This is a genomic window from Paenibacillus abyssi (assembly GCF_014640295.1).
Lineage (GTDB): Bacteria > Bacillota > Bacilli > Paenibacillales > Paenibacillaceae > Paenibacillus_D > Paenibacillus_D abyssi.
This window is the reverse complement of sequence record NZ_BMGR01000013.1, coordinates 130476-155333: the sequence shown is the minus strand read 5'-3', so window position 1 is coordinate 155333 and position 24858 is coordinate 130476. Positions and strand designations below refer to the sequence as shown.

The 24858-nt window shown below is 45.9% G+C and carries 22 protein-coding genes and 2 pseudogenes; 8 read left to right on the top strand and 16 right to left on the bottom strand.

Translation table 11 applies throughout. The features are described from left to right. Nucleotides 1-102: 102 nt before the first annotated feature. Nucleotides 103-930 (top strand): aldo/keto reductase, encoded by an 828-nt coding sequence (locus tag IEW11_RS18975; protein ID WP_188532629.1) that lies wholly within the window; start codon nt 103-105, stop codon nt 928-930. A gap of 666 nt (nt 931-1596) precedes the next feature. Here IEW11_RS18975 and IEW11_RS18970 read toward each other — a convergent pair. Continuing rightward, nucleotides 1597-2466, bottom strand: a complete 870-nt coding sequence (locus IEW11_RS18970) for an AraC family transcriptional regulator (protein ID WP_229725463.1) — start codon at nt 2464-2466, stop codon at nt 1597-1599. Nucleotides 2467-2790: 324 nt separating this feature from the next. Between IEW11_RS18970 and IEW11_RS18965 the strand changes: the two genes are divergently transcribed. Continuing rightward, nucleotides 2791-3555: a dioxygenase family protein gene (locus IEW11_RS18965; RefSeq protein ID WP_188532628.1), complete on the top strand. Its 765-nt coding sequence runs from the start codon at nt 2791-2793 to the stop codon at nt 3553-3555. Nucleotides 3556-3570: 15 nt separating this feature from the next. Here the strand turns inward: IEW11_RS18965 and IEW11_RS18960 are convergent, their stop codons facing one another. Then, nucleotides 3571-4791, bottom strand: a complete 1221-nt coding sequence (locus tag IEW11_RS18960) for a sn-glycerol-1-phosphate dehydrogenase (RefSeq protein ID WP_188532627.1) — start codon at nt 4789-4791, stop codon at nt 3571-3573. 186 nt (nt 4792-4977) lie between these two features. Beyond that, nucleotides 4978-5298 (bottom strand): DeoR/GlpR family DNA-binding transcription regulator, encoded by a 321-nt coding sequence (locus IEW11_RS18955; RefSeq protein WP_188532626.1) that lies wholly within the window; start codon nt 5296-5298, stop codon nt 4978-4980. Nucleotides 5299-5438: 140 nt separating this feature from the next. On the opposite strand from IEW11_RS18955, the gene IEW11_RS25160 reads away from it, so the two are divergent. Next, on the top strand, nt 5439-5570 hold the full coding sequence (locus tag IEW11_RS25160; RefSeq protein ID WP_268237418.1) for a hypothetical protein: 132 nt from the start codon (nt 5439-5441) through the stop codon (nt 5568-5570). Nucleotides 5571-5718: 148 nt separating this feature from the next. Next, nucleotides 5719-5919, top strand: coding sequence for a hypothetical protein (locus IEW11_RS18950; RefSeq protein WP_188532625.1), 201 nt, complete (start codon nt 5719-5721; stop codon nt 5917-5919). Between the two features lie 17 nt (nt 5920-5936). On the opposite strand, the gene IEW11_RS18945 is transcribed toward IEW11_RS18950, so the two are convergent. Together IEW11_RS18945 and IEW11_RS18940 are read right to left on the bottom strand one after the other, a co-directional pair. Beyond that, nucleotides 5937-6320: a VOC family protein gene (locus IEW11_RS18945; RefSeq protein WP_188532624.1), complete on the bottom strand. Its 384-nt coding sequence runs from the start codon at nt 6318-6320 to the stop codon at nt 5937-5939. 57 nt (nt 6321-6377) lie between these two features. Then, nucleotides 6378-6686: a hypothetical protein gene (locus IEW11_RS18940; protein ID WP_188532623.1), complete on the bottom strand. Its 309-nt coding sequence runs from the start codon at nt 6684-6686 to the stop codon at nt 6378-6380. A 75-nt stretch (nt 6687-6761) separates the two neighbouring features. Between IEW11_RS18940 and IEW11_RS25370 the strand changes: the two genes are divergently transcribed. Then, the gene (locus IEW11_RS25370) at nt 6762-7106 is read left to right on the top strand and encodes a polymorphic toxin type 44 domain-containing protein (RefSeq protein WP_373289350.1); all 345 of its coding nucleotides are present in this window, start codon (nt 6762-6764) and stop codon (nt 7104-7106) included. A gap of 11 nt (nt 7107-7117) precedes the next feature. Continuing rightward, on the top strand, nt 7118-7507 hold the full coding sequence (locus IEW11_RS18930; RefSeq protein WP_188532621.1) for a hypothetical protein: 390 nt from the start codon (nt 7118-7120) through the stop codon (nt 7505-7507). Nucleotides 7508-7861: 354 nt separating this feature from the next. Here IEW11_RS18930 and IEW11_RS25365 read toward each other — a convergent pair whose 3' ends face one another. From IEW11_RS25365 to IEW11_RS25230, 5 genes and pseudogenes are all read right to left on the bottom strand, one after another. Further along, complete coding sequence (locus tag IEW11_RS25365) at nt 7862-8107, bottom strand: polymorphic toxin type 44 domain-containing protein (RefSeq protein WP_373289351.1); 246 nt, start codon at nt 8105-8107, stop codon at nt 7862-7864. Between the two features lie 66 nt (nt 8108-8173). Then, a complete protein-coding gene (locus tag IEW11_RS25015) occupies nt 8174-8593 on the bottom strand; it encodes a hypothetical protein (protein WP_229725460.1) in 420 nt (139 codons plus the stop codon). Nucleotides 8594-9157: 564 nt separating this feature from the next. Further along, nucleotides 9158-9790 carry a hypothetical protein gene (locus IEW11_RS18915; protein WP_229725458.1) on the bottom strand — a complete coding sequence of 211 codons (633 nt, stop codon included), beginning with the start codon at nt 9788-9790 and terminating at the stop codon, nt 9158-9160. A gap of 70 nt (nt 9791-9860) precedes the next feature. Further along, nucleotides 9861-10235 (bottom strand): annotated as a pseudogene (locus IEW11_RS25235) (PGAP1-like alpha/beta domain-containing protein); the annotation flags it as partial. 18 nt (nt 10236-10253) lie between these two features. Continuing rightward, nucleotides 10254-10868, bottom strand: a complete 615-nt coding sequence (locus IEW11_RS25230; RefSeq protein ID WP_188532649.1) for an RHS repeat-associated core domain-containing protein — start codon at nt 10866-10868, stop codon at nt 10254-10256. A gap of 54 nt (nt 10869-10922) precedes the next feature. On the opposite strand from IEW11_RS25230, the pseudogene IEW11_RS25005 reads away from it, so the two are divergent. Beyond that, a pseudogene (locus IEW11_RS25005) lies at nt 10923-11126 on the top strand (IS256 family transposase); the annotation flags it as partial. Nucleotides 11127-11276: 150 nt separating this feature from the next. Here the strand turns inward: IEW11_RS25005 and IEW11_RS18900 are convergent. From IEW11_RS18900 to IEW11_RS18885, 4 genes are all read right to left on the bottom strand, one after another. Then, nucleotides 11277-12476 carry an IS110 family RNA-guided transposase gene (locus IEW11_RS18900; protein WP_188532617.1) on the bottom strand — a complete coding sequence of 400 codons (1200 nt, stop codon included), beginning with the start codon at nt 12474-12476 and terminating at the stop codon, nt 11277-11279. Nucleotides 12477-13074: 598 nt separating this feature from the next. Beyond that, nucleotides 13075-13473 (bottom strand): hypothetical protein, encoded by a 399-nt coding sequence (locus IEW11_RS18895; protein WP_188532616.1) that lies wholly within the window; start codon nt 13471-13473, stop codon nt 13075-13077. Between the two features lie 1652 nt (nt 13474-15125). Next, on the bottom strand, nt 15126-20240 hold the full coding sequence (locus tag IEW11_RS18890) for a polymorphic toxin-type HINT domain-containing protein (protein ID WP_188532615.1): 5115 nt from the start codon (nt 20238-20240) through the stop codon (nt 15126-15128). Nucleotides 20241-20322: 82 nt separating this feature from the next. Then, entirely contained in the window at nt 20323-20874 is a 552-nt protein-coding gene (locus IEW11_RS18885; protein ID WP_188532648.1) for an SLOG family protein, read from the bottom strand. Between the two features lie 296 nt (nt 20875-21170). Between IEW11_RS18885 and IEW11_RS18880 the strand changes: the two genes are divergently transcribed. Then, nucleotides 21171-21842, top strand: coding sequence for a putative endonuclease domain-containing protein (locus tag IEW11_RS18880; protein ID WP_188532614.1), 672 nt, complete (start codon nt 21171-21173; stop codon nt 21840-21842). Between the two features lie 1296 nt (nt 21843-23138). Here the strand turns inward: IEW11_RS18880 and IEW11_RS18875 are convergent. Then, nucleotides 23139-24140 carry an ROK family protein gene (locus IEW11_RS18875; protein WP_188532613.1) on the bottom strand — a complete coding sequence of 334 codons (1002 nt, stop codon included), beginning with the start codon at nt 24138-24140 and terminating at the stop codon, nt 23139-23141. After that, the gene (locus tag IEW11_RS18870) at nt 24137-24826 is read right to left on the bottom strand and encodes an N-acetylmannosamine-6-phosphate 2-epimerase (RefSeq protein WP_188532612.1); all 690 of its coding nucleotides are present in this window, start codon (nt 24824-24826) and stop codon (nt 24137-24139) included. Before IEW11_RS18870 ends, IEW11_RS18875 begins: the two co-directional genes overlap by 4 nt. Between the last annotated feature and the right edge of the window lie 32 nt (nt 24827-24858).

Genomic DNA, 24858 nt, shown 5'->3' with positions numbered 1-24858 from the left:
AAATTGAATGATAAGGGATTGTAACACCTCCAAAAAAAGAGTTTTTAATTTCTGCTCATTCGGGTATATAATGAAATAATCCAATAATTAGGAGGATGAGAGATGACATTGCGGACCGCAGACTGCACAACATTGAATAATGGCGTCAAAATGCCTTGGCTGGGCTTAGGCGTGTGGAAAGTTGAAGACGGGAAAATTGTACAAGAGACAATCGAGCAGGCCATCCAAGCCGGTTACCGCAGCATCGACACAGCAGCAGCCTACAAGAATGAGACAGGCGTCGGCGAGGCCGTTCGCAATAGTGGAGTAGCCCGTGATGAGCTGTTTATTACCACTAAAATATGGAATGGCGATCAAGGCTTTGAGGAAACCTTGAATGCTTTCGAAGAGAGCAGACAGAAGCTCGGTCTTGAATATTTGGACCTTTTGCTTATTCATTGGCCGGTCAAAGGAAAATACAAGGATACTTGGCGGGCGCTTGAAAAAATTTATAACAACGGACTTGTACGCGCGATCGGCGTAAGCAACTTCAAAGCGCATCATCTGATTGATTTGATGGGTGAGGCTGAAATTAAACCGATGGTGAATCAGGTGGAATATCATCCCCTCCTGACGCAGCGGGAAACACATGATTTCTGTATCGAGAACCACATTCAGCTCGAAGCCTGGAGCCCGCTCATGCAGGGTAATCTGGATCTGGACATCTTAAAGAGCATTGGTGTGAAATACGGCAAATCTCCTGCTCAAGTTGTGCTGCGCTGGAATCTGCAAAAGCATGTCGTAACGATTCCGAAGTCCACTACGCCATCGCGCATTAAAGAAAATTCGGAGATCTTCGATTTCAACTTAACGAAGGAAGAAGTTGCACAGATCGATGCGCTTAATCAGGACAAGCGTTTCGGTCCGGATCCGGACAATTTCGATTTTTAATAGAACACCAAATAGGACCTGACGGACATTCCGTCAGATCATTCCACGTCTCGACCAACACTCTCCTGGTACACAGCCGATATAAAGGCGGTCGGCTTGGGGATATCGATCAGTGAATAGACCGAACCTTTTCCAGGGGGGCGGTCTATTTGCGTTTATTGATCAGTAGAACGAGTGTCGCACATGAAATCATTAGGAAATGGCGCCATTTCTCGTCTTCGGTCAACTGCGGCCTTCTTCATGGTTTTCGGGGATATCTTCCTGCAAGTCCATGGGCAAAGTAAGCTGCTGGTCCATGGTATATTCGATGTACAAAAGAAGCCTCTCCTTTGTTCATGTTTGGTCGTACTTACATGTTAACAAGGAAAGGCTTCTTTTTTTATGAAAGAAAAGGTTACGCCTAAACGAAGCAGATCGAATGATTCTGGAGAAGCGTCAGCGGTCGCCTTTGTTCCCGGATTCCCACCTCGGCCTATTTATTCAAGGGAATCCGGGAACAACAGCGATCGGAAGAACATTCGACTGCGCAGTGATTGCGGTACAACCAATGCTTTTAAGCTATCATCGTTGATCATCGATGACTTATGGGACACCCCCATTGGCTGAACCATACGATCCGAGCATTGGAGAGGAGCGGAAGAACAAACTCCCATCTCAGGAAACATATTATGGCGTGTCATTCGTGTACTGCTTACGATACTGCAGCGGCGAGATGCCCGTATGCTCTGAAAAGGTCCGGGAAAAATGCGGTGTTTGCCGAAACCCTGTCTCTTCAGCGATCCGAGCTACCGGCCAATCGGTCTTGATTAACATCAGCTTGGCCTGATCCATCCGGTAGTGCAGCAAATACTGCTGCGGCGTGATGCCATACACTTCAATCATACACCGCGCGATATAGTTCGGATGCAGCTGCAGCTCACCGCCCAAGCCTGTATTGGTCACCTGCAGCTGATAATTACGCTTTAAATAAGTTGCAGCCCGCTCAGCAACTCCCACCGCTGTCGGTGCAGCGATTGAACGCCAATCCTCATCGATCAACCGGAGCAATTGCAAAAACAGCTGCTGCCGCTGCCAAAACGCAGACGCGGCTGTCCCGCCTGCCGCCTCCTGCAGCCGGTCAAAAAGTGAACTCGCAGCTTCAGGCGAGGTAAGGGTCATCGTCTTGGGAAGACGAATAGCATAGATATAATGATCGCCGCGAAGCGTGGCTTCCTGAGCAGCTGCGCTCTCTTCCCAGTCTCCCGCCGTCTGGAAATGCACCCAATCAAATTCGGTTCTTTCTGTGCAGGTCTGATTTGAATAATGAAGTGTGTCCGGCCGTAGAATGAGCAGCTGTCCCGGACCCAAAGTCCACGACTTGTCCCCTTCGACAATGTGCAATCCGCCTGAACGTACATATAACAAATCAAAAGTCCCCATATTAGAACGGCTTGGATGGGCCTCGCCCACCTCATAGCATTTGCGGTCCGATTCAATAAAATAAGGCAGCGGTGGAGATAAAAACGTAAGCAGAGGAACGGTTGTAAAAGACATCATGCTGATATTGGATTCTCATCTTGCAAGACTTTCATGCTGAACCCTAGCCCCCTCGGCAATAAAATCGTAGTTTATAGGTTAATTCAGTTTGATGGAAATGTAAAGTGAAAGAGGAACTATTACAGCGGGAAACGGGGTGCCTAGGAACTTCAGTATTGCGGTTAACCACCGTCATGCGACCAATCGGGCGCTGGGAGCTCGTGAGATATTCCTCCGGTTGTGAACGTGTGTTGTTTGAAGAGCCTGAGTTGACGAATCGATAGGTGCGACGTATACTTAACTAACTATTATAAAGTTAATTATTTTAAATTAGGAGTGGTTATATTGGTTCCTTCATTATTTCTGGCACATGGAGCTCCATATATTACAATTGAAGATACGGAGTACACCCGGTTTCTCGACCAGCTTGGCAAGCAGTTCAATCCCAAAGCAATCGTCGTCTTCACGGCGCATTGGGAAACACAGACACTATCCATCACCTCAACAGATGACACGTACGAGACGATTTATGATTTTGGCGGCTTTCCCGAGCTCATGTCCATACGTTATCCGGCCAAGGGATCAACGGCAATTGCGGCCATGCTGCAGCAAAAATTCGCGGATCACGGCATCGCCTCGCAGCTCAACACAACGCGCGGTTTGGATCACGGCACGTGGACGTTGCTTCACCGCGTATACCCTAAAGCGGATATTCCGGTTATCCAGCTGTCCGTTCATCCTTTTCTTCCAGCGGAAGAACAATACAAAATAGGCGCTGCGCTGCGCGGATTAGGACAGGAAGACATCCTGATCATCGGCAGCGGAGCGACCGTTCATAATTTCAATCGGATTCAATTCGGCAAGACAACACCGGACGTTTGGGCCCAGCAATTCGATGACTGGTTTATCGAACGTCTCAGCACACGTGACCTGCCCGCCATCTTCAACTATATGGAGCTCGCCCCTTATGCACGCGAAGCCGTGCCCCGGCCGGAGCACTTTATTCCTTTGATCATCGCCTTCGGAAGCGGCAATCCGGACACACCGGCCAAGGTGCTTCACAAAAGCTATCAGTACGGCAGCTTAAGTTATTTGGCAATGCAGTTCTGATTGAATATAGAGATCTTACAACAAGAACTCGTTATGCGCTCTCAGGAGCGTGTAACGGTTCTTTCTTACTTCATGGGCCTCTCGAAGGCTGCGTCCAACAAGCTCCTGCGTGACGCCAAGCTCCGATGGAACGGTCGGACCCCCGACGGTCTGAAGCCAAGCCTTCAATTGGTCCGTAGCCGGAATCTCCCGCTGCCACCCTTGAATCTCGCCCCACTTGTCTTGAATGTAGAGAAGCTTCCCGCTGCTCGCCTCGTCCTGTGCTGCATTCGCTGCCGCCTTCGGCAGCTGCTCCTCCTTGATCACCCGGTCGTATAACGCCGCGATCTCCGCGCAGGCCGCGCCGACCTTCGCGCCATGCAGCAGCTGCTTGTTGCCAAGCCGCAAATATTCCATCTCCCAATAATGCGACAGATGATGCTCCGCCCCTGATGCCGGGTGAGATTGACCGAAGACAAGCATCGCCAGGCCGGATTCAATCAGGGCCGTAATCAACAGGCGAATCCCTTCCTCGCTTCGGGCTGCAATCTCATCCACTTGCGCCACACAATCCTGCAGCGCTTTCTCCGTAATGCTGGCCACCAAAGGGCAATAAGGCTCTTCCGCGATCGCATGCGAGAACTTCCAATCGAACAAAGAGGTGTATTTTCCGAGCATATCGCCAAAGCCTGCCGCAATCATAGCCGCAGGCGCTTTTACCAGTACATCCAAATCGGCGAAAATCGCTGCCGGCGCTGAAGCGGGGATCGTGATTTTCTCCCCCTTAATAACGATCGGTGCTCCTTTTGAATTAAAACCGTCTACCGAAGGCGCTGTAGGTACGGAAAGAAACGGTTTGTTCATTTTATAGGCTGCAAATCGCACGATATCATGAACCGTGCCGGAACCGACGGCAATGAGAATATCCGTAACATCCGGGGAAACCTCCAGCATCAAATGTACGATGGATCGTTCGTCGGCAACAACATCTCCCTGATGATCCGGAGGAATGATACACCTCTTGATCTCCAAATCTGAAGCAAGGAGTGACTCCTGCAGTTTCGCTCCCGCTGCTTCTAACGTGATGCTGTCCGCTACAAGCAACACACGTTTATAATTCCGTTCCAGCAAGTAGGAGGCTATGCGATCCATAGCCCGAGATTCAATGTAGATAGCATCAATTTCGATTGGATGATGGTTCGATCCGCATGGACAACTTTTAGCCTGCTCGTTGATTTCCTTCATTCGCTGCTGCATCCTTGATCTCTCCTCCGGTAGAAGCTTGTTTGGCTTTTACTTTAATGACTTCTATTATGATGACTATATTTTTCCATCGTTTATTGTCAACCGTCAAGCTTTGTTTTCGTTTGTCGGCGTTTATTTATGTTAATGAACAGCAATTAAAATCACAATAATTCATTATTCATTTACTAATGTTTGTTGTCATTCCGCAATGATGACGTTAAGCCCGCTCAGCCTGGATAGATAGGACCGGTCAGCTTTGCTATCCGTGATGAGCGTGTGAATGCTCGACGCCTGGATTGAGGTCGCTATCGACCGGCGGTTCAGCTTGGTGTGGTCGAGCATGGCAACGACTTTGCCCGCATTCTCCGCCATCTGCTTCTTCAGCTCGGATTCATAGACGCTGAAGTCCGTCATTCCCGCTTCCAGACTGAACCCTTCTGACGAGGTAAAGAACAGGTCCGCATGAATCTCCGACAGGATGCTCTTTCCGAGCAGCCCCTCAATCGTTCTGGAGGCCATCCACTTCCTTGTTTAATCGGCTTGGTAATATCACCAATGATTTTACGATAATAATAAACAATCAACAACATTCAGCAATTTAGTCGGAGGTATGAAAAGTGCCCGATCCGTTCATCTTATGAACGTTGGAGGTGATCTACATGTCAGGAAGAAACAGCAAGCCGGATAACACCGGCCCTGCGGCAAAGCCTTCACGATTGGAGCAGTTCGGGGACAAGCTTGCCGATACCACCGAGACGAAACCGATGAAGAAAGACAACAAAGATTGCTGAAGTAAGGAAAAAGGACAGCCCTTGTGCGATCATGCCGGGCTGTCCCTCGTTTTTTTCCGATACCCCCACAAAACGGAAGCAGGTTTCGTATTATTATTGAAGATTTTTATCTGCTACAAGATTTAGTATCGGGGGATGAAATACTACCATGAATGTAATCAACTGTACGCACTGCGGCCAGCTTATACTCACTACACCATCGAAGCTTTGCGCAAGCTGTCTGACGAAGGAGCATCAAGAGGTGCAAAAGGTCAAGCAATATATGGCTGAGAATCCGCGGGCTAGTTACATGGAAGTTGTACATTCCACCGGTGTATCCATTCAAACAGTGCGCAGCTTGATATCTTAGCTGCACTTCCCGGCAGCTTATTTTACCGCATTGAACTCGATAACGTTGCCGTCAGGATCCGTCACAAATACCTGGTGCCATCCGGTAATGCTGTCAGGGTTATTTTTGCAGGGGATCTGATGCTTGGCCAGCCGATCCAGCACCTCCTGCATGTTTGCCACCCGCAGTGCAAAGTGTCCGTCCCGGGTATCAATGCTCGTCGTACCGCGCAGCGTCTTCGCCGGTTCGTGAACGAGCAAATGTATTTGCATCGCTCCCACCTCATACCAAGCCCCGTCAAAATCAAACGCCGGCCGCTCACCGCTTTCCTTCAGCCCCAAAACCTCACCGTAGAACCGCTTCGCCCTCTCCAAATCCGTAATGACTACTCCAACATGATGAATGCCTTCATAATTGATCATTTGATTATCAGCTCCTTAGTTTGAAAAGGTTAATATGCATTGTGGTTTCAAGGACAATCACAGGTTTTCAATAAGCTTTTTAATCTCTTTAAGTTCAGGAAAGAGTTGTTCGGCTAGAAGTTTATTGCTCGGGTCATTTCTATCCTTGAAGTTTGCCGCCGCAAAAAAATCATAATGGAGACTCATAATTCGTTTTTTAATTCCCTCTTCTTTTTCTCCATACGCTGTACTATAAAAGTGTTCATATTTTTCCGTCTCATCATACGGATATCCGACAAACTCGATACTAATTTTATACAATTCAATAATTTCTAACGCAGTCTTCTTAAAATCACTATCCTTAGAATTTCCAAATTTAGTTCCCATAGAGCACCCCATAATAAATACAATGATATAAAAATCATACAATATTTTATCTTGTCATAATACTCTACATTCATTTTGTGGAACCGTTACTCGGCGGATCCTGTTACAAAATTAAAAAGATTCATTAATCTTGTAAAAACAGATGGGAGAGTGGATGTGAAGAATTCATACTTTAAAGACAACATGTATTACATTTATAATGGGGAATTATATAGAAGAAATGATTTAGGTAATATATATTTTGGATACGCAGGTAAAGTTTTTGGATATGATGATACTTTTCTTACAGGAGGAGCGGGCCTTTTTCAAATATATTCGGGTACATCTGAATGGAAATACATCTCAACATATTTTGATGATCCGAGGGACTTCGCAATGATACAGGTGGGTATTAACATCTACAAAAAATCTCGCAAGTAAGGAGATATTCAATGAACAGATTTTTAATACACTTGTTAAATCCACTAGTGCATTTGATAATGACATTCATGCTTTTGGTCTTTATTCTTAATTTTGATTGGGCGTTTACAATAGAGTTTGTGATCGTTTTTTTTGGATTATCGGCAGTAATTAATGCAGGTACATTTGTATTCTTATATGAGAAAGCAACTTGGAAATATTATTTTAGTAGTGTTGGATTGTTTGTTTCTCTTCCTTTACTCTATTTGGCGTTTATGATAACAATAGGAGAACCCAGTAGTCAAGGAGATGAGGGTAACATTGCAGAGGGACTTGTGCTAGTTATGGTACTTTTTATATCCATAATAGCAATTGTAGTTGGGAATCTGATTGGGCTAATTTTGAAAAAATGCTTCAAATAATGATAAAGAAGATAAATTTTATATTTCTAACCACAAGTGAGTGTAAAAACTCCAAGTGGTTTTCTTTTTACACGCTACAAGCATACTTCTTTAACCAGTTAAGTACTTTCAAGATGTACCGCCCGATTCATTTGGCACTGGGCGGGGGTTACTGCATAAATACGAAAAAGAAACCACAGGGAGTTCATTCTCACATGTGGTTTTCTCGATGATACATCAATTCCAATTAGGGGGAGTTGGTAGGATATACTGTCCAAAAAACCATATTCCAAAGATAACTAAGAATATGACAAATAGAAATATTAATACGATTAACCTAAACCACCACTTTTTTCTCAGACTCATCACCTAGCCTTATTTTTTATTATACAGATCAATTCCATATTGAATGTAATACTGATCTAACGGGTCATCTCCACCTGTTATAGGTATCCAGTCATTCTTATAAGTCCCGTCTTTTATCTGTGCATAACTTCTACCAGCAAATAATACTGAATCACTGATTCCAAACACTTTACCTAGATAGCCGTATACTATATTTCCAATTGCATCGTACCTCATTATACTTCCATTAAAATATACATACGTATCCTGAGTAATAAAGATCCTAAGTTATACGAAAAAACGGCGAAATCGTTAGATTTACACCGCCGTCCCTAACCATTATTATACAACATCTTCCTTCGGCATAGCAGGCATAACATACGCCGTCTTGTTCTTCATCATCTTATAGACGATGTTGATCAGCTTTCTCATGATGCAGACAAACGCCTGCCCCTTTGTCTTGCCCTCCGTTTGCTTCTTCTCGTAGTGCGCCAAAAAAATCGGATTGTGCGGTTCTTTATGGCGGCGGGATAGGGCTAACTGGCGGAATGCTAATTGAAAGAATAGTTGTTCCCTATTCCCCTGTGAAGCCTTCACAATGAGAATTAGCTTCTCATAGGGACTCAAACCGTAACACCGATGAATTTTATGCGGCACTTTGGTAAATCCCTTATGCTGTGAAGTGAATTGGCTTGCCTGACTTACCTCGTCCATGTAGGCATTGGCGGCTTGGTTGTTCTTTATCAACCATAGGTCTTTCATCTGCTCTACCTTCCTTCTTGGAGTATTTTACCGCGCAGCAGCAAAGATAATTGGGCAAGGTGGCTAGCCTTCACGTTATCTTACCCTGTATATGTCAACTGGCCGTCACCAGAGTGCTATCACACTATAGTCATCGTGGTATACTGCCGGATAGTTGCAGACAATTTGCAGATAAGTTCTAACAATAATAGTGGTCGGGCTTTCCTGCCATAAAGTTGCAAGGGCTTAAACAGCATATCTATCCGAGCGGTGTCTGCTACAGTTGCGAAATATTTTCAAAAACCCGTGAGAAAACGAAGATAACAAAAAAACAGGTCAATCATGGTGGTATCTGACCATAATCGACCTGTTGGATGTAACTCGAATGCGTTATTTAGGTGATAAAATTCAAGCGTACTGTGCGTACAGGCATACTACAGAAATATCATACGGGTACGATGAGAGTTAAGTCCATTCGAGTCGTGCCGCCCGATTCATTCGGCACTGGGTGGGGGCTATGTAAAAAGAAAATACCAAATGGAGTTGTTACACTCGCATGTGGCCAATTGGATAAATTGGTTGTTATTATTCCTGCTTCTTTGCTTCTCTTTTCTTCATACTAACTTCATATGTTTCATCAGATAAGGGAAATCTTGGTGTCGTGTACAGTATATATTTGTCCGCCTCAGATGTACCTTCTAACATAATCCAATAATTCTCCTTTTCCTTTGTTAAACCCTTAATAGTATTTACAGGCATATCTAAAGGAATCCGCATTTCTTCACCTGTAGAGTTGTTTTTAATATAGAGCCTAGCAAAACTGTTTTTTTGGAATAAATTTATTAATTCCAGCTGATATTCATACTGACCATCTGCTGTTGTTTGCAACGTATCGGTTACTATATTCTCAGATAACCAACCACCTGTATTTACGCTCTTGAATAGTGTTGGACTTAATGAAAGCATACATAAAATCATAATTGAAACTATAACTATGCCCCATGCCGATGAAGGAGACCATCCTTTAAAAAGTAAAATAGATGATAAAACAATCAACAATATCGATGGTATCCCAAAATAGGTAAGAATGACTGTTGAAACCAAATCTATTCCTCGTTGGAAATTTGCTGTTGTTCCAAAAACAAACCATACAACGGCAAAAAGATTAACTAAAGTAGCCAATACCCATATAACTCTCAGTACTTGCAGCAATAACATCACTCCTTTTGATGCTCACGAGAATTATATACGGACTGCTAATTGCAGTCCGTATACACCAATGAATTTGTTAATGTTTTACATAAAAGTAAGCGAGTAACGGTTGAATATGTTCCTTCCAAATTTCTACATTCGAGTGCATTGCTGAATGCGCCTCAATATTATCGTATTTTTTATCAACCTCAATTTTTACATTCGCGGCTGCAGAAAATGTTCGTCGTGCTTTTCCTAACAACCATATGCTCCCCCCATTAACTTGAACGCTATCTCGGTCATTATACGCATGAAGATGCTGACCTACTTCTTGGTTAAGTTGATACCCTCGTACTGGCGTTGCAATAGTCACTAGAGTTTCAACTCTTATATCTTCTTCACCTAGTAGATTCGCGACCATTATCGCAACGTTACCACCATGACTATGACCTACCAATCTGATAGGCTCATTCGGGTTTTCTTCCCTCCATTAAATAATTTCCTCAGCTAATGCTTCAGCAGCTTCTTTTCTAGCTGGTTTATTATTGCCACCTGACCAATAGTGCCTAGCAACATCTTCATCATATAAATCACCAATATACTCTCTAAATTCTGGAGTCCATGTATCTTCTGGGTTATCAACTTTCATTAAATTTGTACCATGAATAAGCCACACTTTATGTCCAGTTGGGTCGGTATAAATCAAAGGGTTATTATGCACATACCCATAAAGATTCTGACTCTGAGGATTCCACATATCCCCCTTATAAGTATCCTCACTAATAAACCGTCCCAACTCAGGTTGGTAATAACGAGCGCGCGCATAATTGAGTCCGTTGGTATAATCATAACCCAATCCGGTGTAGCCGAACAGACCGCCTGGTCCTTGTCTGTCATTCGTATCAAACTTATGGGTGCCAAGCATGACGCCGAATTCATCGTAATGGGCGCGAGCGGTTACTTGGCCGCGCTTATCAAGCATGCCAATCACGCTGCCCAGCGCATCCTGCAGGTACCATTGCGTTCTAGGCTGACCATCATCGTCCCAGTCATCATCATCCCGATCATCATCGTTATCGTAGCGATATTTCGATGGAGAGGTCATGCTCAGGCGTTCGCCGCCTGCTCCGTATACATACGTTTGCTTCCATTTGCCGTCACCGCCGGCTTGATCGAGAGCTACCAACGACAGCTTCGCAACGTAACCAAGGGAAGAGTATTTCCCTTCCGATGAATCACTACTCAAGATGCTCTACTTGGCAACAATGGATGTGACCCGCAAGTGGACCGGACGCATACAGAACTGGGGATCCTCCAGCTCTCCGTTATCTTCCCAGATCGGTTCGGTCAGTACTTACGTTAACTTCTGCTACAAGAGGGTTTACACAACCAGCTAATATGATGTCAAGTCTCTTTCGGCAAAACTTATTTCTTTGATAGAATCAAAAAAAGGCAATACGAAAGTAACCCCAGCCACAACTGGAGTTATATGTAATATTGACCTTTTTAAGGATTAAGATGGGCAGTACCGGACTGAGTTTTTAAGTAATGCATAAATGATACGAAGCAGCTTATTGGTGCAAGCAATAAGCGCAACACGATGCGGTTTGCCTTCAAGTCTTTTCTGATCGTAAAACAAACGAATACGTTGGTTTCTGGCTGCCCCTCGGATTCCACAAAGCACTGCCAAATATAAAGCTCTGCGTAGGCGAGTGGAGCCTCGTTTTGTTATTCGGTTCCTAGTCGCTGTAAATTTCCCTGACGAGAATACACTTGGATCAATACCAGCAAATGCGACAAGCTTTTTCGAATGATCAAACGATGAGATATCCCCAATTTCGGCTAGGATTGTTGCGGCAAGTTTCGGACCGATTCCAGGAATCGAACACAGTAAATCAAAACCAGCAATGCAACTAGCTTTTGTTCTGATTTCTTTTTCCAGATTAGCAAGATGGCTTTGGTATTCCATTAGCAAATTAATCATAAGCCGTAATGCTATAACCTGGCTCGGATTTGAATCAATCACTAGGCTGTTCCTTGCTGCCTGTATAATTGCAGCAGCCTTAGTGGATGCCCAACTATCCGACCGATTACAGCGGGCAAAAATCATGTCCTTAAGCTCCTCATGAGTGGCAGTAAGAACAAGTTCGGGCGTTGGGTACATCCTTAGCACCTCAAGCGCCGTAACGGAGAATAATGGGCCAAATATGTCGGTGTATAGGGGAAATACTTGATCCAGTATGGACTGGAAATTAAGTTGGGCTTGGACATAAGCGTGATTAATCATTTGGTGCTGTCTGCTCAAGAAACGGAGTTCTTCTTGCTCCATTGACCGCTTCGTCAGACCGGGCTTTAACTCATCCCGGTAGTATAATTCTGCTAGATGTTTGGCGTCTTCTGAGTCGGTCTTTACCTTTCTTAACTTGGACTTCCTAGCTCGCTGAGGAATAAGGGGATTGAGTACAATGACTTCGTACCCATGTTTTTGTAACGTGCTCACCAGCCCCAAATGGTAATGCCCCGTTGATTCCAGAACAACAGCCGGCTTTGCACCGGTGAGCTCCTCCACCTTCTCCAACTTCAAAATTAATCTGGTAATTTCCTCGTGGGTATGTAGAAAGCGGAATGCCTTCTCATACGGTTTATTCCGTTCCAGAAGGATATACCCTTCGCTTTCACCTTTTGAGACATCGATTCCAATGACTGGCTTCATAATTCCTCCTACAGAAGATTTGCCGGATCCCCACTAACCATTGCACGTCCATAGCTTCGCGTGTTATACGAGATCAAGATTGTCTCAACCAGCTTAATCATGGTTTGTGTAATAGCGGGTGAACAGTTTGTGTAACGGGCTCATTCGCCCCAATACTTGATCGTTCTCCCCCGGCTACAGCTATCATAAACCAAAAAGAGGCTAACCAGATTAAGCTGGCTAACCTCATAATACGAAAATACTGGACAGACCCTTATTTAGCGTATTATTTCCACTTCTCTTATTCCTCAAATATACAAGATAAATGTTATCATCTTGAAACTCTGCCACTTCACAACTGGGGTTTATTTCCTCAGCTTTAAAACGAATTTCCTTTCTTTCTAAGTTTAATGTATCTCTGTTATCGTATTCATAAATAATAATTACTTCGAACGTCAGAGGCAACAGAACTAAAGTTTGAGCATTAGCCAGATTGCTATAAATTGGTATTTCCTGAGAAGAGACTTTATAAACTAATTTCTCGCTTTTACATCGTTTTAATACATTGTCCGTTCTTATCCCACTCCCCCCTTATCTTTTCATTTGGTGCAACGAATAGCTACATTTTTTGCAACTCTTTTCTGTAATTATCTAGTTCACCAAGTAACTCATTTACCAGTAAATCATTTTTAGGATCATCTAAATTTTTGTGATTTATCTTCGAAAAATACTTTCTAGAAGTTTTTAATACAGGATACTTAAACTCTTCTTCATAGGGGGTATATTTTGTTTCGGAAAACTCTCGTATAATTCTTCTTTCGTCATCAGTATATAAACTCTTGTTACTAATTACAATTTCAAGAATTGTTAGTGTCTTTAAACAATCCTGTCGAAACTCTTCACTGATGGTCTTATTACCCTTTTCATCTTTATTGTTTTCACTACCAAATGAAGTTATAGAGAATAGAATAATCAAAGCGATCAACACCCCAAATGTTATATTCACTTTCTTAGTCAAATTATCGACCTCCTCTCCTCGTCTTCCAATCAAACTCTTCAAAATATTCCGCCCTGGTGAAAATCATAGCATTAAACGTATCTACTTTTGTTTTTGCCCAGTCGTCTTGTGAGTCATAATAATAAAAAGAATATACTGGTTTTCCATCATCTTTAAATCTTGTCTCCATAAAAAGGTCAGGCAACCAAGTACCAAGTTCTTCAATGTATTCATCTTGGTCTATTATTTTTACTTCTGTAATTTTAGAAAAATATCCTCCTATGGTCCTTGTCTGTCATTCGAATCAAACGTATGGGTGCCATTGGCGCAAATGTGGAAACGTCCAACATTGGACTTCGACCGACTTACTAGCACGTAGGATGAATATCCGTTCCAGTACCGTAAGTCACCTTTGCTCCGACAAGGTGAATGCGGCTTACCCTGCAGGATGCGCTGGGCAGGGCGAGCAGGATATTGCCGAGTGTATGACAACCTGTCCAGTTCATCGAGTAACAGCTTGGCAATGTTCTTGCGTTCAGAGTGACGGGAGTACTCTCAAGATAGAAAGCTAGCCACCTTGCCCTCTAATTATAGACGGAAATTCGTTAAAAAATTTCCGCAGGGGGCTAAGCATGGAAGGAGTATTGCGTTCTAGGCTGACCATCATCGTCCCAGTCATCATCATAACTAATGTTACGAGAGCAGATTTTGAAAAGCGATAGAACAGAAGCAGGTAACAGCGTATTGCCTAGCTTGAGTGCGATTTCTAGCCGCTAGAAAATCCCAATGAGCGTATCTGATGGAACTGTTAGACCATTTCCAGTATAACCGCACGAACCAACTTTTCCCTAGTATATTCTCCTTGAATATACTCTTTCTCTCGATCAAGCCGGCGGTGACGGCAGATTTCCTTGTACGAAGCCATGTAAACCAAACAATTTGGTTTTATAAACGAGTTTGGGCGGCCTTCCTTGAAGGTCGGGCATAAATGAGTTGATACGAGAGTGCTTTCCCACACACTATAAAAGTCGGGCTATGTATCTGAATAGTTGCGACTATTCTTCCTCGTCCTCCCTATCGTGTCGGTAATGCTATTTGTTACGGATTTATTTGCATTTGCTCTTTATTTCAGAAAAACGGGAGAAAACGAAGATAAGGTACTTCGGCCTGTATACGATGGTAACTGATGATTTTGAGGTGCAAACGAGGTCAGAAGATAACTGAAAAGGGGTATAAAATTCAAGCTAACTGAAAGAAATTGTGCGTACAGGGGTTTTGAGAATATCTCATACGGGGAAAGTGGACGTTAAGTTCATCATGTCTTAGCCGCCCGATTCATTCGGCACTGGGTGGGGGAAAAGAAAGACCTTGAGGATTTCCGCCCCCAAGGTCAAAGCACATTCAACTCTTATTATTTAGTTGTTCAGCCGGACTCCAATTTTTGGCCGGCTTCCTGCCTTTTGAAAACCATAAACAACCATTCTTTATCCACTTATCTAGCCATAGTTTGTAGGCATCTTCCTTATTGCTGAACCCATCATCATCAAAACCATAATGGAATCCACAGCATGGACATATCTCATCGGAAGGTATGCCTCTATTGTCATACGGTGGCTCATATAAATCTTGATAGTTACACACAAAGCAAACTCGATTCATGCTGTCCTCCTCAACTATTTTCCGGGCTGGTCATCCCAATAAGCTTGCCCTCTTTTTGGCTTATAGAATGTTTTTGTTGTTCCATCAGCATTATAAGAACCAAAAGAATTTGTTTTAGGGTCATAAACCCTGATTGTACCGTCAGTATCTACCTTTACTTTGTACTTATTTCTATTCTTAAAGAAATCATTAGCCTTATTCGCATACTCAGTAGGATTCTTTGCTCCAAAGTAAGAGCCATGTCTGTCATAATGGTCTTGTAATGTGTTTTTGTTCCCCCACTGATACGGTCCACATGCATTATGCGTCCAAATGCCAAGATTGGAAACAAAGTACGTATGGAAGTCCTTCACCTTAAAGTTGTAAACGGTCTTTTGTTCCTGCTTAACCTCAATCTTCTCAATGGCTAATTCCTTACCATCCGAAGTTGTCAGAACATCGCCCACCGCAAGATGTTGTGCTTCCACCCAACCTTTGCCGACAATCCAAAACGGATGTTCGTCAGTTGTCGTTATGACTTCGCCGCCAACAGTAATATTATACGTTTCCTCAACATCACGTTGGAAGAGCCATTCAACTTCCTTGTACGCCATCTCGCCTGTCTCATCGTCTTTGGCAAGAACCTTGTCACCTACCTCGATTTCCTCGATAGGTTTCTCCCCTTCGTCTGTTATAACTTTGGTTCCCGCCGTAAAACAGTTACACTTACTTGCAAATCGGTGAGTTCCATTTAGAATTTCAGTTGATACTTCTCTGGTCATTTTCTGAGGCGTATAATCTATAAATATCAGGAATGCCGCTACAAATTGCTCTAGAGAGAGAGGTTTATTCTTACTTATCTCAAGATAACTTTTGAATTGCGTCAATCCACCTCTGGACCAATAATCCACTGCAGTATACCAGTCAGAGTGAATAGTCCTTAAACTATCCCAAGTGGTTATAACATCATTTTTAATTGTTTTCCAAGCTTTTTCACAAAATGATTTTCCAAGCCAATCCGTAATACAATGTCCGCTAGGATCAGTATAACGCAATGGATTATTATGCACATACGTATACAAATTCAATGTCAGGGGATTGTTCAATTCTCCCTTATAAGTATCCTCACTAATAAACCGTCCCAACTCAGGCTGGTAATAACGAGCACGCGCATAATTGAGTCCGCTGGTATAATCATAACCCAATCCGGTGTAGCCGAACAGACTGCCTGGTCCTTGTCTGTCATCCGAATCAAACGTATGGGTGCCAAGCATAACGCCGAATTCATCGTAATGGGCGCGAGCGGTTACGCGGCCGCGCTTATCAAGCATGCCAATCGCGCTGCCCAGCGCATCCTGCAGGTACCATTGCGTTCTAGGCTGACCATCATCGTCCCAGTCATCATCATCCCGATCATCATCGTTATCGTAGCGATATTTCGATGGAGAGGTCATGCTCAGACGTTCGCCGCCTGCTCCGTATACATACGTTTGCTTCCATTTGCCGTCACCGCCGCCCGTAATTTGCAGGGGTTCGGGCAGAGCAAGACTTACATCATTGGTGAAATACAGCTCCGTGCGATCCTCATCATCCCACTCATCGTTCCAATCCTCAAACCAGTCGTCATACCAGTCATTGTGCCCATCCTCATACCAGTCCTCTTCCTCATACCAATCATCGTCCCGGTCCTCGTTACCGTAATGACGCTGAATGTCGGAATCGGCATTGTCTCTTTCAAACGGTACATTGCCGCCTTCAGAGCTTTGAAGGCCTTCGCGCAGCCATTGCTCGTATTGACGCCAATCATCGTCACCCCAGTCTTCATCCTCCCAATCATCGTCATCATCACGCCAGTCGTCAACCCGATCGTCATCGTCCCAGTCGTCGTTGTAATCAACCGTCATCTTCATCCGGTTGTCGTCTCCATCATATGCGTAACGTGTGATATCGCCGCGATAATTTACCTGCCGGGAAAGCCGGTTTGCGCCATTCCAGACATACTGCGCGACTATTCTTGGTTTCGACCATTTTGCCGTCTCAAAAAGGTTGCGCAGCGGATCGAAATCTTCCTCCGTCATTGAATCCAGATTCCGGTAGACACTATCCGTAACCGTCTTATTATAGACGCTGTCCGTTAATGTTTTGCCTAGAATATCGGAATCGATTTTCAGCTTACGCGGAGGCAGCAGGCGCTGCTGGGTGACGCTTAACAAATTACCGCGCGGATCATAGAGATAATCGTTGATTTCTCTCTCGCTCGCCATCTTGATCAGACGATCCGCCGCATCATAGGTGTAGGATTCCGTCTTCGTCCACTTGCCCCATGCGCTTGTTTTCTCCAGCCGGTTCCCCACTGCATCATAGGCATACTTAGTTGTGGAAACAGGGTGTTTCGAAGACATCATATTCTGTGTTTGCACTTCAACCAGCTGATTTAATGCATCATATACATAGTCGGTTACGATTCTCAGTCTGTCGTCATCATCGTAGTCATTATCATCGTCGTCATCATCTTCATTCGACAGCCGCTCGCTTTGAATTCGATTTCCTACCGGATCATAGGCATATGCCAATCTTTCCAAGACGTTGCCAAATTGATTCTGATGCGTCAATTCGAGCAATTGTCCGGCATCGTCATACTGATAGCTGCTTAGGCCCATTGACGGGATCTGCTTGGAGACAAGCAAGCCGCGCGGGTCGTATGCATAGGTCGTCGTATTCCCCTGCGCATCGGTTACCGCCGTCATCCGCTCCAATAGATCATATTGGTAGCTGACGGAGGAAGCATCCGGATATTCAATTCGGCTGCGTTGGCCGCTCGCTGTCCATTCATAGCGAATTGTCCGTGAATACGGATCCGTCACCTGGATCAGACGGTTCAGCGCATCAAAGGTATATGTCGTTGTGCCCAGCTCGTCGGTCATTTTGGTCCTGCGGCTGGTTGCGTCATATTCGTAGCCGACCCGCTTCCCGTCTGAATACTGGATATCCGTCAACCGGCTCAACACGTCATAGCCGTAGCTTGTCGTTTGGCCGTCCGGGTGGGTAACGCCGACCCTATTGCCAAGAGCGTCGTAGGAAAGCTCCGTGACTCGCTGTTCGGGACCGATTTCCTTGATCAACTCGCTGCGCAAGTTATATTGATAATTCGTAACACGGCCGAGCGCATCGGTCTTGGAGGTGAGATTACCCAAAACGTCATATCCATATGAGGTCGTGTTTCCAAGCGCGTTCGTTACCTGCAGCAATCGGCCCAGCGGGTCGTAGCTGTAAGAGGTCGTTTGGCCTTTCGCATCTTTTACCGCCGTCAATAAACCGCGTGCATCATATACCGTATCCGTCGCATAGCCAAGAGGATTAATCACCCTTGTTACCTGACCTAACGGATTGTACTGGAATGTCGATTTCTTTCCCGCTTCATCGGTAGTGTTCACTACTTGTCCGAGCGCATCCCGGGTCATTGCAGATACTTGTCCGAGTGGATCCGTTACTTTGACAAGCATACCTCTTGCGTCATACTCAAGCTTCCATTGCGCTCCATTCGGCTCGGTCGTATGGACAAGGCGTCCTGCGTCGTCATACGTATATGTCGTCTTCTGTCCCAATGCATCCGTCTGCGTTACTACCCGTCCCAACTCGTCATAGACATAACCCACACTATGTCCAAGCGGGTCCGTTTCCTGCGTCAACCGGCCTGCGGCATCGTAACTGAACAAGGAGGTTCCGCCATTCGCATCCGTTACTTTGACCGGCAGATTTCGCCCATCGTACTCAATGCGGGTCTCCCCGCCGTTCGGATCAACGGTACGAATCAGATTACCATTTCCATCGTACTCATATTCGCTGACTTTACCCTCCGGATCGGTAACAGACGCAACCCGGTTCGATATGTTGTAAGTATAAGACGTTACCGCGCCATTTGCTTCGGTGACTTTTATCATATTACCAAACGCATCATAGCTATAGCGCGTTATATTGCCCATTGCGTCCTTCTCCGACAGCAGCTTGTCCAAACCATCGTATTCGAAAACAGTCCGCGCTCCAGCCGGATCTGTGTAGCCGGTCAGATTGCTGTTTCTGTCGTATTCATAACGCTCCGTATTCCCGAGTGCATCAATTCTTGCCGTTAATCTGCCCCGCGGGTCATACTCCAGCTTCGTCTGCTGACCCAGCGCATCCAAAATGCCGGTTATCCGGTGCAGCGGGTCGCGGGTCAACTCCTGACGGTTGCCAAGCGGATCAGCAATGGTTCCGGACATGCCGTACTCATTATTTTGAATGGTCGTCGTTTCGCCTTTTGCGTTGGTCATCGATTCTGGAATTCCCTGGCCATTCACGGTAAAACGCGACACAGCCCCGAGCGCATCGGTGATGGAAACCAGGTTTCCTCTGCTGTCGTACTTCAGTATCGTCTTGTTCTCAAGGGGATCAATAATCTCCTCGGGGAGGTTCAAGGCGTTATAACGAATCTTCGTCTGGTATCCGGCCGGGTCCTTCGAACGGATCAGATTCCCTCTCTCATCGTACATATACTCCCATACATTCTTGTTACGGTCAGTCATCGCGGTCATATTGTCATGCTTATCATATTCGAACCGCTCCGTTGTACCGTCCGGATAAGTCATTGCCGTTTTGCGGTAACGCTCATCGTATTGGTAGACGGTTTTGCGGCCAAGCGCATCCGTCGTCACCGTCTGCATCTCTTCAGGGTAATATTTGATCTCTCCCCATACACCCGCGAAGTCCACCTGACTTACGACACGATCCTGGTCGTCGTATTCGTTAATCAAAGTTGCTGTTTCATTCGGATTGCGAATCGAAGTCATGCGCTGCCTGTCATCATACCCGTAATCGATCCTTGCGCCGTCCGGCAAAATCATCGCTGTTAGAACATGGTTAATGGCGTCATATTCATACGCGGCATACCGTCCGGTATGGTCGGTAACACGGGCCACTTTGCCCCCGTCCCCGTACGTGAAAGTCAGTTTTCCGCCTAATGTGGACACCTCAGTCAGCAGGCTTCCCAGATAAGTGAGCTGAACGGTGTTTCCATTCGGATCTATTATTTGGTACAGCTTACCGTCCCGCCGGTAGATATATGACCATTGTGACGGCGTTTTTTGCAAATATGTGCCGTCTTTGTTCTTCATAAGCCTTTCTGCCGGGACTGCCCACAAAAAAGAGGAGCCGCCTTCTTAGGCTTGCTCCCCAACTTTACCCACATCTATAAATCTACCATTCCCGCCTCTCCTCATCGGCAATTCCCTGAACGTCCTCCGCAGTAATGTTCAGGTACATATACCCGTCCTGCTCCTGCTTTTTCAACGCTCTTTGCTTAATAAATTTAGGGCTTGCCTCTCCTGCATCCTCATCATAGAACAGAAGAATCCCGTCCGTCTTTCTGAGCAGCAGATCATCCCTTGCCGTTAGCTGCCATACGCCGTTGTAGGGCTGGTGGCTGACCGTGCCATGGTAATCAACCTGCTTCAGAATGTCTCTGTAGTAGTCCTGTTTTTCCTCTTTCCATTTCTCTTCCGGATTAAGATATGCGGAAATAACGGACAGCTTAAGGTGCGGATACCGCCGCTTCATTTCGATAACCACCTCGCATGCCCACAGATCCACGCCATATTGTCCGGACGTAACGACCCACTCCAGCCCCTCTTCAACGAGGGGAATGAGCTTACCTTCGATTGCTTTTTTAATATATAGAATACCTTTATTCTTTTGATCAAAAATATTCAATTCATGGGCACGGTACCCCGTGACGAGAAGGCTCTTCATAATCGGCTCCTTGATCGGCGTGAGTTCCCACTCAGTGTACCCTGCGGCATGGAAAATTGCAAAACAAATCAAACACCCCCCAATTCTCAATAAGGAGGCATTAATTTTCCACAAAAGAGACTGGTCATACCCAACAAATTAACCTATAATTTGTAATAAGAGACGAAGAACGTCCCGTTTCACTCCAGTGTGAACTGTGACCTGAAAGAGAGACACTTTAAAAAAGGTGCATCTTCCAGGTCACAGTTAGCGAGTGCAGAACGGGGCGTTTTTTTATTTCAGAGAGGATGATAGAAATGCACTTTGAAGAAGTCCACACTTCTTTTATCCAGCACCATCTCACCAATAGAACCGGAGAACGGAAGGGACGGTTAGAGAGAGGGCATAACCACGCCGAAACTCTGTTTCTACGTAACGTCTGGTGGCCGGTTCAGGGGAATCTCCAAAGTCTGCATCCGGAATACGAAGTGCTCGATTGGCGGGGAAGATCGTACTTTGCGGATTTGGCCTGGCTCCCGGGATATGTAAAGCTTTTATTTGAAATTAAAGGCTATGCAACCCACGTTCGGGACATGGACCGGAAAAAATATTGCAATGAGTTGAATCGGGAAACTTTTCTTCACGCTATGGGATATCACGTCATTTCCTTCGCTTACGACGATGTGGAACAGCAACCCGAGCTTTGTGCTACAATGCTGCGTATGGTTCTGAGCAGATACCAGCCTTCACAGACGCCTATCTCTCGCGCACTACTTGCCGAGAAAGAGATCATCCGCCTCGCACTACAGCTGGCTAAGCCCATTCGGCCGAAGGACGTGGAGCAGCATTTCGGAATCGACCACAAAACTGCGGTATTAATGTTACAAAAGCTATGTACAAAAGGCTGGCTGATTCCCTCTTACAGCGGGAAGGGAGCCAGAATCGTCCGATATGAGCTGGCTCGAGGGGGATTAGATTACTTCAGCTAGCGGGGATCTTATAAGCGCCTTAGGAGTCCTTTACCATCTCACTGGACAAGTCCATAATTGTGTGTAAAATCCTCGGATCGCCAGTTACTGCGTGACTGGTGATTCGTTTATTTCAATTAACTGGAAAATCTCCCGATAATATTTACACTCATCACAACAACCAACACTTACCTGGAATACCTCCCGTTAATTGCGCCCATATTGGCTGTAAACCAGGTCAAGCGACCATTTAGCTGGAGCTTTTCCAGGTAATTAGTTCATAAGCACGGATCAGTTAAAATTTTGCTGGAGGAATTCCAGCTAAAATTTAAATTCCAATCAAGAATCGGTTTCGTCACCTACTAAACTGCTTAGTAGAACGCTTTAACACGTACTAGAGTACTGTAAAACAGACTATGATACGCACTAGGTCGCTTTAATAACACTAGATGGCTGCAATATAGAGAGATTTTAATTAACTGGAAAACCTCCCGATAATATTTGCACTCACCACAACAAGCAACACTTACCTGGAATACCTCCCGTTAATTTTGCTCATATCGGCTGTAAACTAGGTCAAGCCACCAATTAGCTGGAGTTTTTCCAGGTAATTAGTTCATAAGCATGGATCAGTTAAAATTTTGCTGGAGGAATTCCAGCTAAAATTTAAATTCCAATCAAGAAAGAATCGGTTTCGTCACTACTAGACTGCTTAGTAGAATGCTTTAACACGTACTAGAGTACTGTAAAACAGACTATGATACGCACTAGGGCGCTTTAACACGTACCAGAGTGCTGTAAAACAGACTATGATACGCACTAGGTCGCTTTAATAGCACTAAATGGCTGCAATATAGAGCTTTTAATTAACTGGAAAACCTCCCGATAATATTTGCACTCATCACAACAAGCAACACTTACCTGGAATACCTCCCGTTAATTGCGCCCATATTGGCTGTAAACCAGGTCAAGCGACCATTTAGCTGGAGCTTTTCCAGGTAATTAGCTCATAAGCACGGATCAGTTAAAATTTTGCTGGAGGAATTCCAGCTAATTATTTAAAAGAAGTGATGAAAAAGCATGATTGGGCTTGAAGCATATGGGGTGTACAGCACGATAGATGTAAAGGTGTAACTGTCGAGAAGTATATTGAGGGCCAACCCAGCACCTTGGTGATTGTATCCATCTGATTTACGTAGAGCTGCCACAGTGAAACTTAATCTGAATCTGAATCTGATCGCTTGTTTCACTCCGAACTCAAGAAAATAAGCAAAAGCTGCCTTTGCCATTCCCAAAAAAAACACGGCGCCCGTCCTCTCAGACGTTCGCCGCGATTTGCCCCAGATAGGCTGCCCCTATGATGCCCGCCTGGTTTCCAAGCTTCGCTCTCTCAATGATAATCGGCTTCTGCGACATCTCGCAAAGCGCCTGCTCCAGCCGGTCCCACCATAAATCCGCGGTTTCGATCAACCCGCCGCCGAGCACAATCGCTTCCGGCCCGAACACATGATAGAGCGAGATGAGCCCTGAAGCCAGATCACTCACAAATGCTTCGACCGCTTCGACCGCACGCGCTTCCTTCTCCCCGTAACGCTCCATTAACGTGTAGCTCGTCCACTGCGGATCAATCCCGCGCGCAATCCGGTTGAGCGCCGTTCCGGAGGCATACTGCTCCAGGCAGCCCTTCTGCCCGCAATTGCACGGCAGCCCCCCCGGCTTCAAGATAAGATGGCCGATCTCGCCGCTTCGTCCTTGGAAGCCATGAATGATTCTGCCCCCGCTGAAGAGCGCTCCGCCAACACCTGTTCCCAGCGCGGCAAACGCGAAGGAATCGTATCGCTTCGCCGCGCCTGTCCAGGCCTCCCCGATCGCTGCCACGTTCACATCATTATCCGCCCGGACCGGAAGTCCGGTTCGCTCGGATAATTTGGCGGCTAATGGCGTACCTGTCCAGCCCGGCAAATTATCCGTGGCAAATATCACCCCGCCGGATACGGGATCAATCGATCCCGCCGAGCCTACGCCGATGCCAAGCACAGGCCGCTCCGAAGCGGCGATAAGCGCCAATGCGAGCTGTCCGAGTTCACGCAAAATGCCGTCTCTGCCTTCCTGCACCGGCGTACGCACCGAGCGCTCCAGCAATAATTCGCCGGTGGACGTCACCAATCCGCCCTTGATTCCCGTCCCACCGACATCGATACCGATAAAGACGCCAGGTACCCGCTCATCGATTCCCGGAGTGCTTCCAGCAGACGTGGAATCTATCCTCATCTCTTCATTACCCGACCTTACGCCTTCACCTGCTGAGCCCGCCATCATTTCCCCGATTCCCGGGCTTCCGCCATCGCAGAGGTGTACTGTGCCGTAATGAGCTGCGGACGCGTAATTGCCGAGCCCACGACGACGAAGGAGGCGCCGTGCTCCAATGCTTGTCTGGCCTGCTCCGGCGTCCAAATTCCGCCTTCCGCCACAACCGGAACAGTAAGCTTGTCAGACAGCTGCTTCACTAATTCCAAGCGTGGAAGCGGCCCTTCGCTGTATGGTGTGTATCCCGCTAATGTGGTGGAGATATAATCCGCGCCATACTCCGCGGCGTTGATTCCTTCTTCATAAGTCGATATATCCGCCATGATCACGACGCCTCTTTGCTTCAGCTTCGCAATCGTGTCTTTCAAGCTCAATCCATCCGGACGCGGACGGTCCGTGGCGTCCAGCGCTACGATATGCGCTCCGGCTTCATGAACGGCAACCGCATCCTGCACGGTTGGCGTGATGTACATGTCAAAACCTTCGTAATCGCGCTTCCACAGCCCGATTACCGGAAGATCGACAGCCGCGCGGATCGCGCGGATATCCTCGGGGCTGTTGGAGCGGATTCCCTTTGCCCCTCCCTCGCAGGCGGCACGGGCCATCACTGCCATATGCTGCGAACCGTGCAGCGGTTCATGCGGCAGCGCCTGGCAGGAAACAACAAGACTTTTCGGAGCGATAAGCGTACTCAACATTCGTTCACCTCTTCGTCAATTAGCCATGCGGA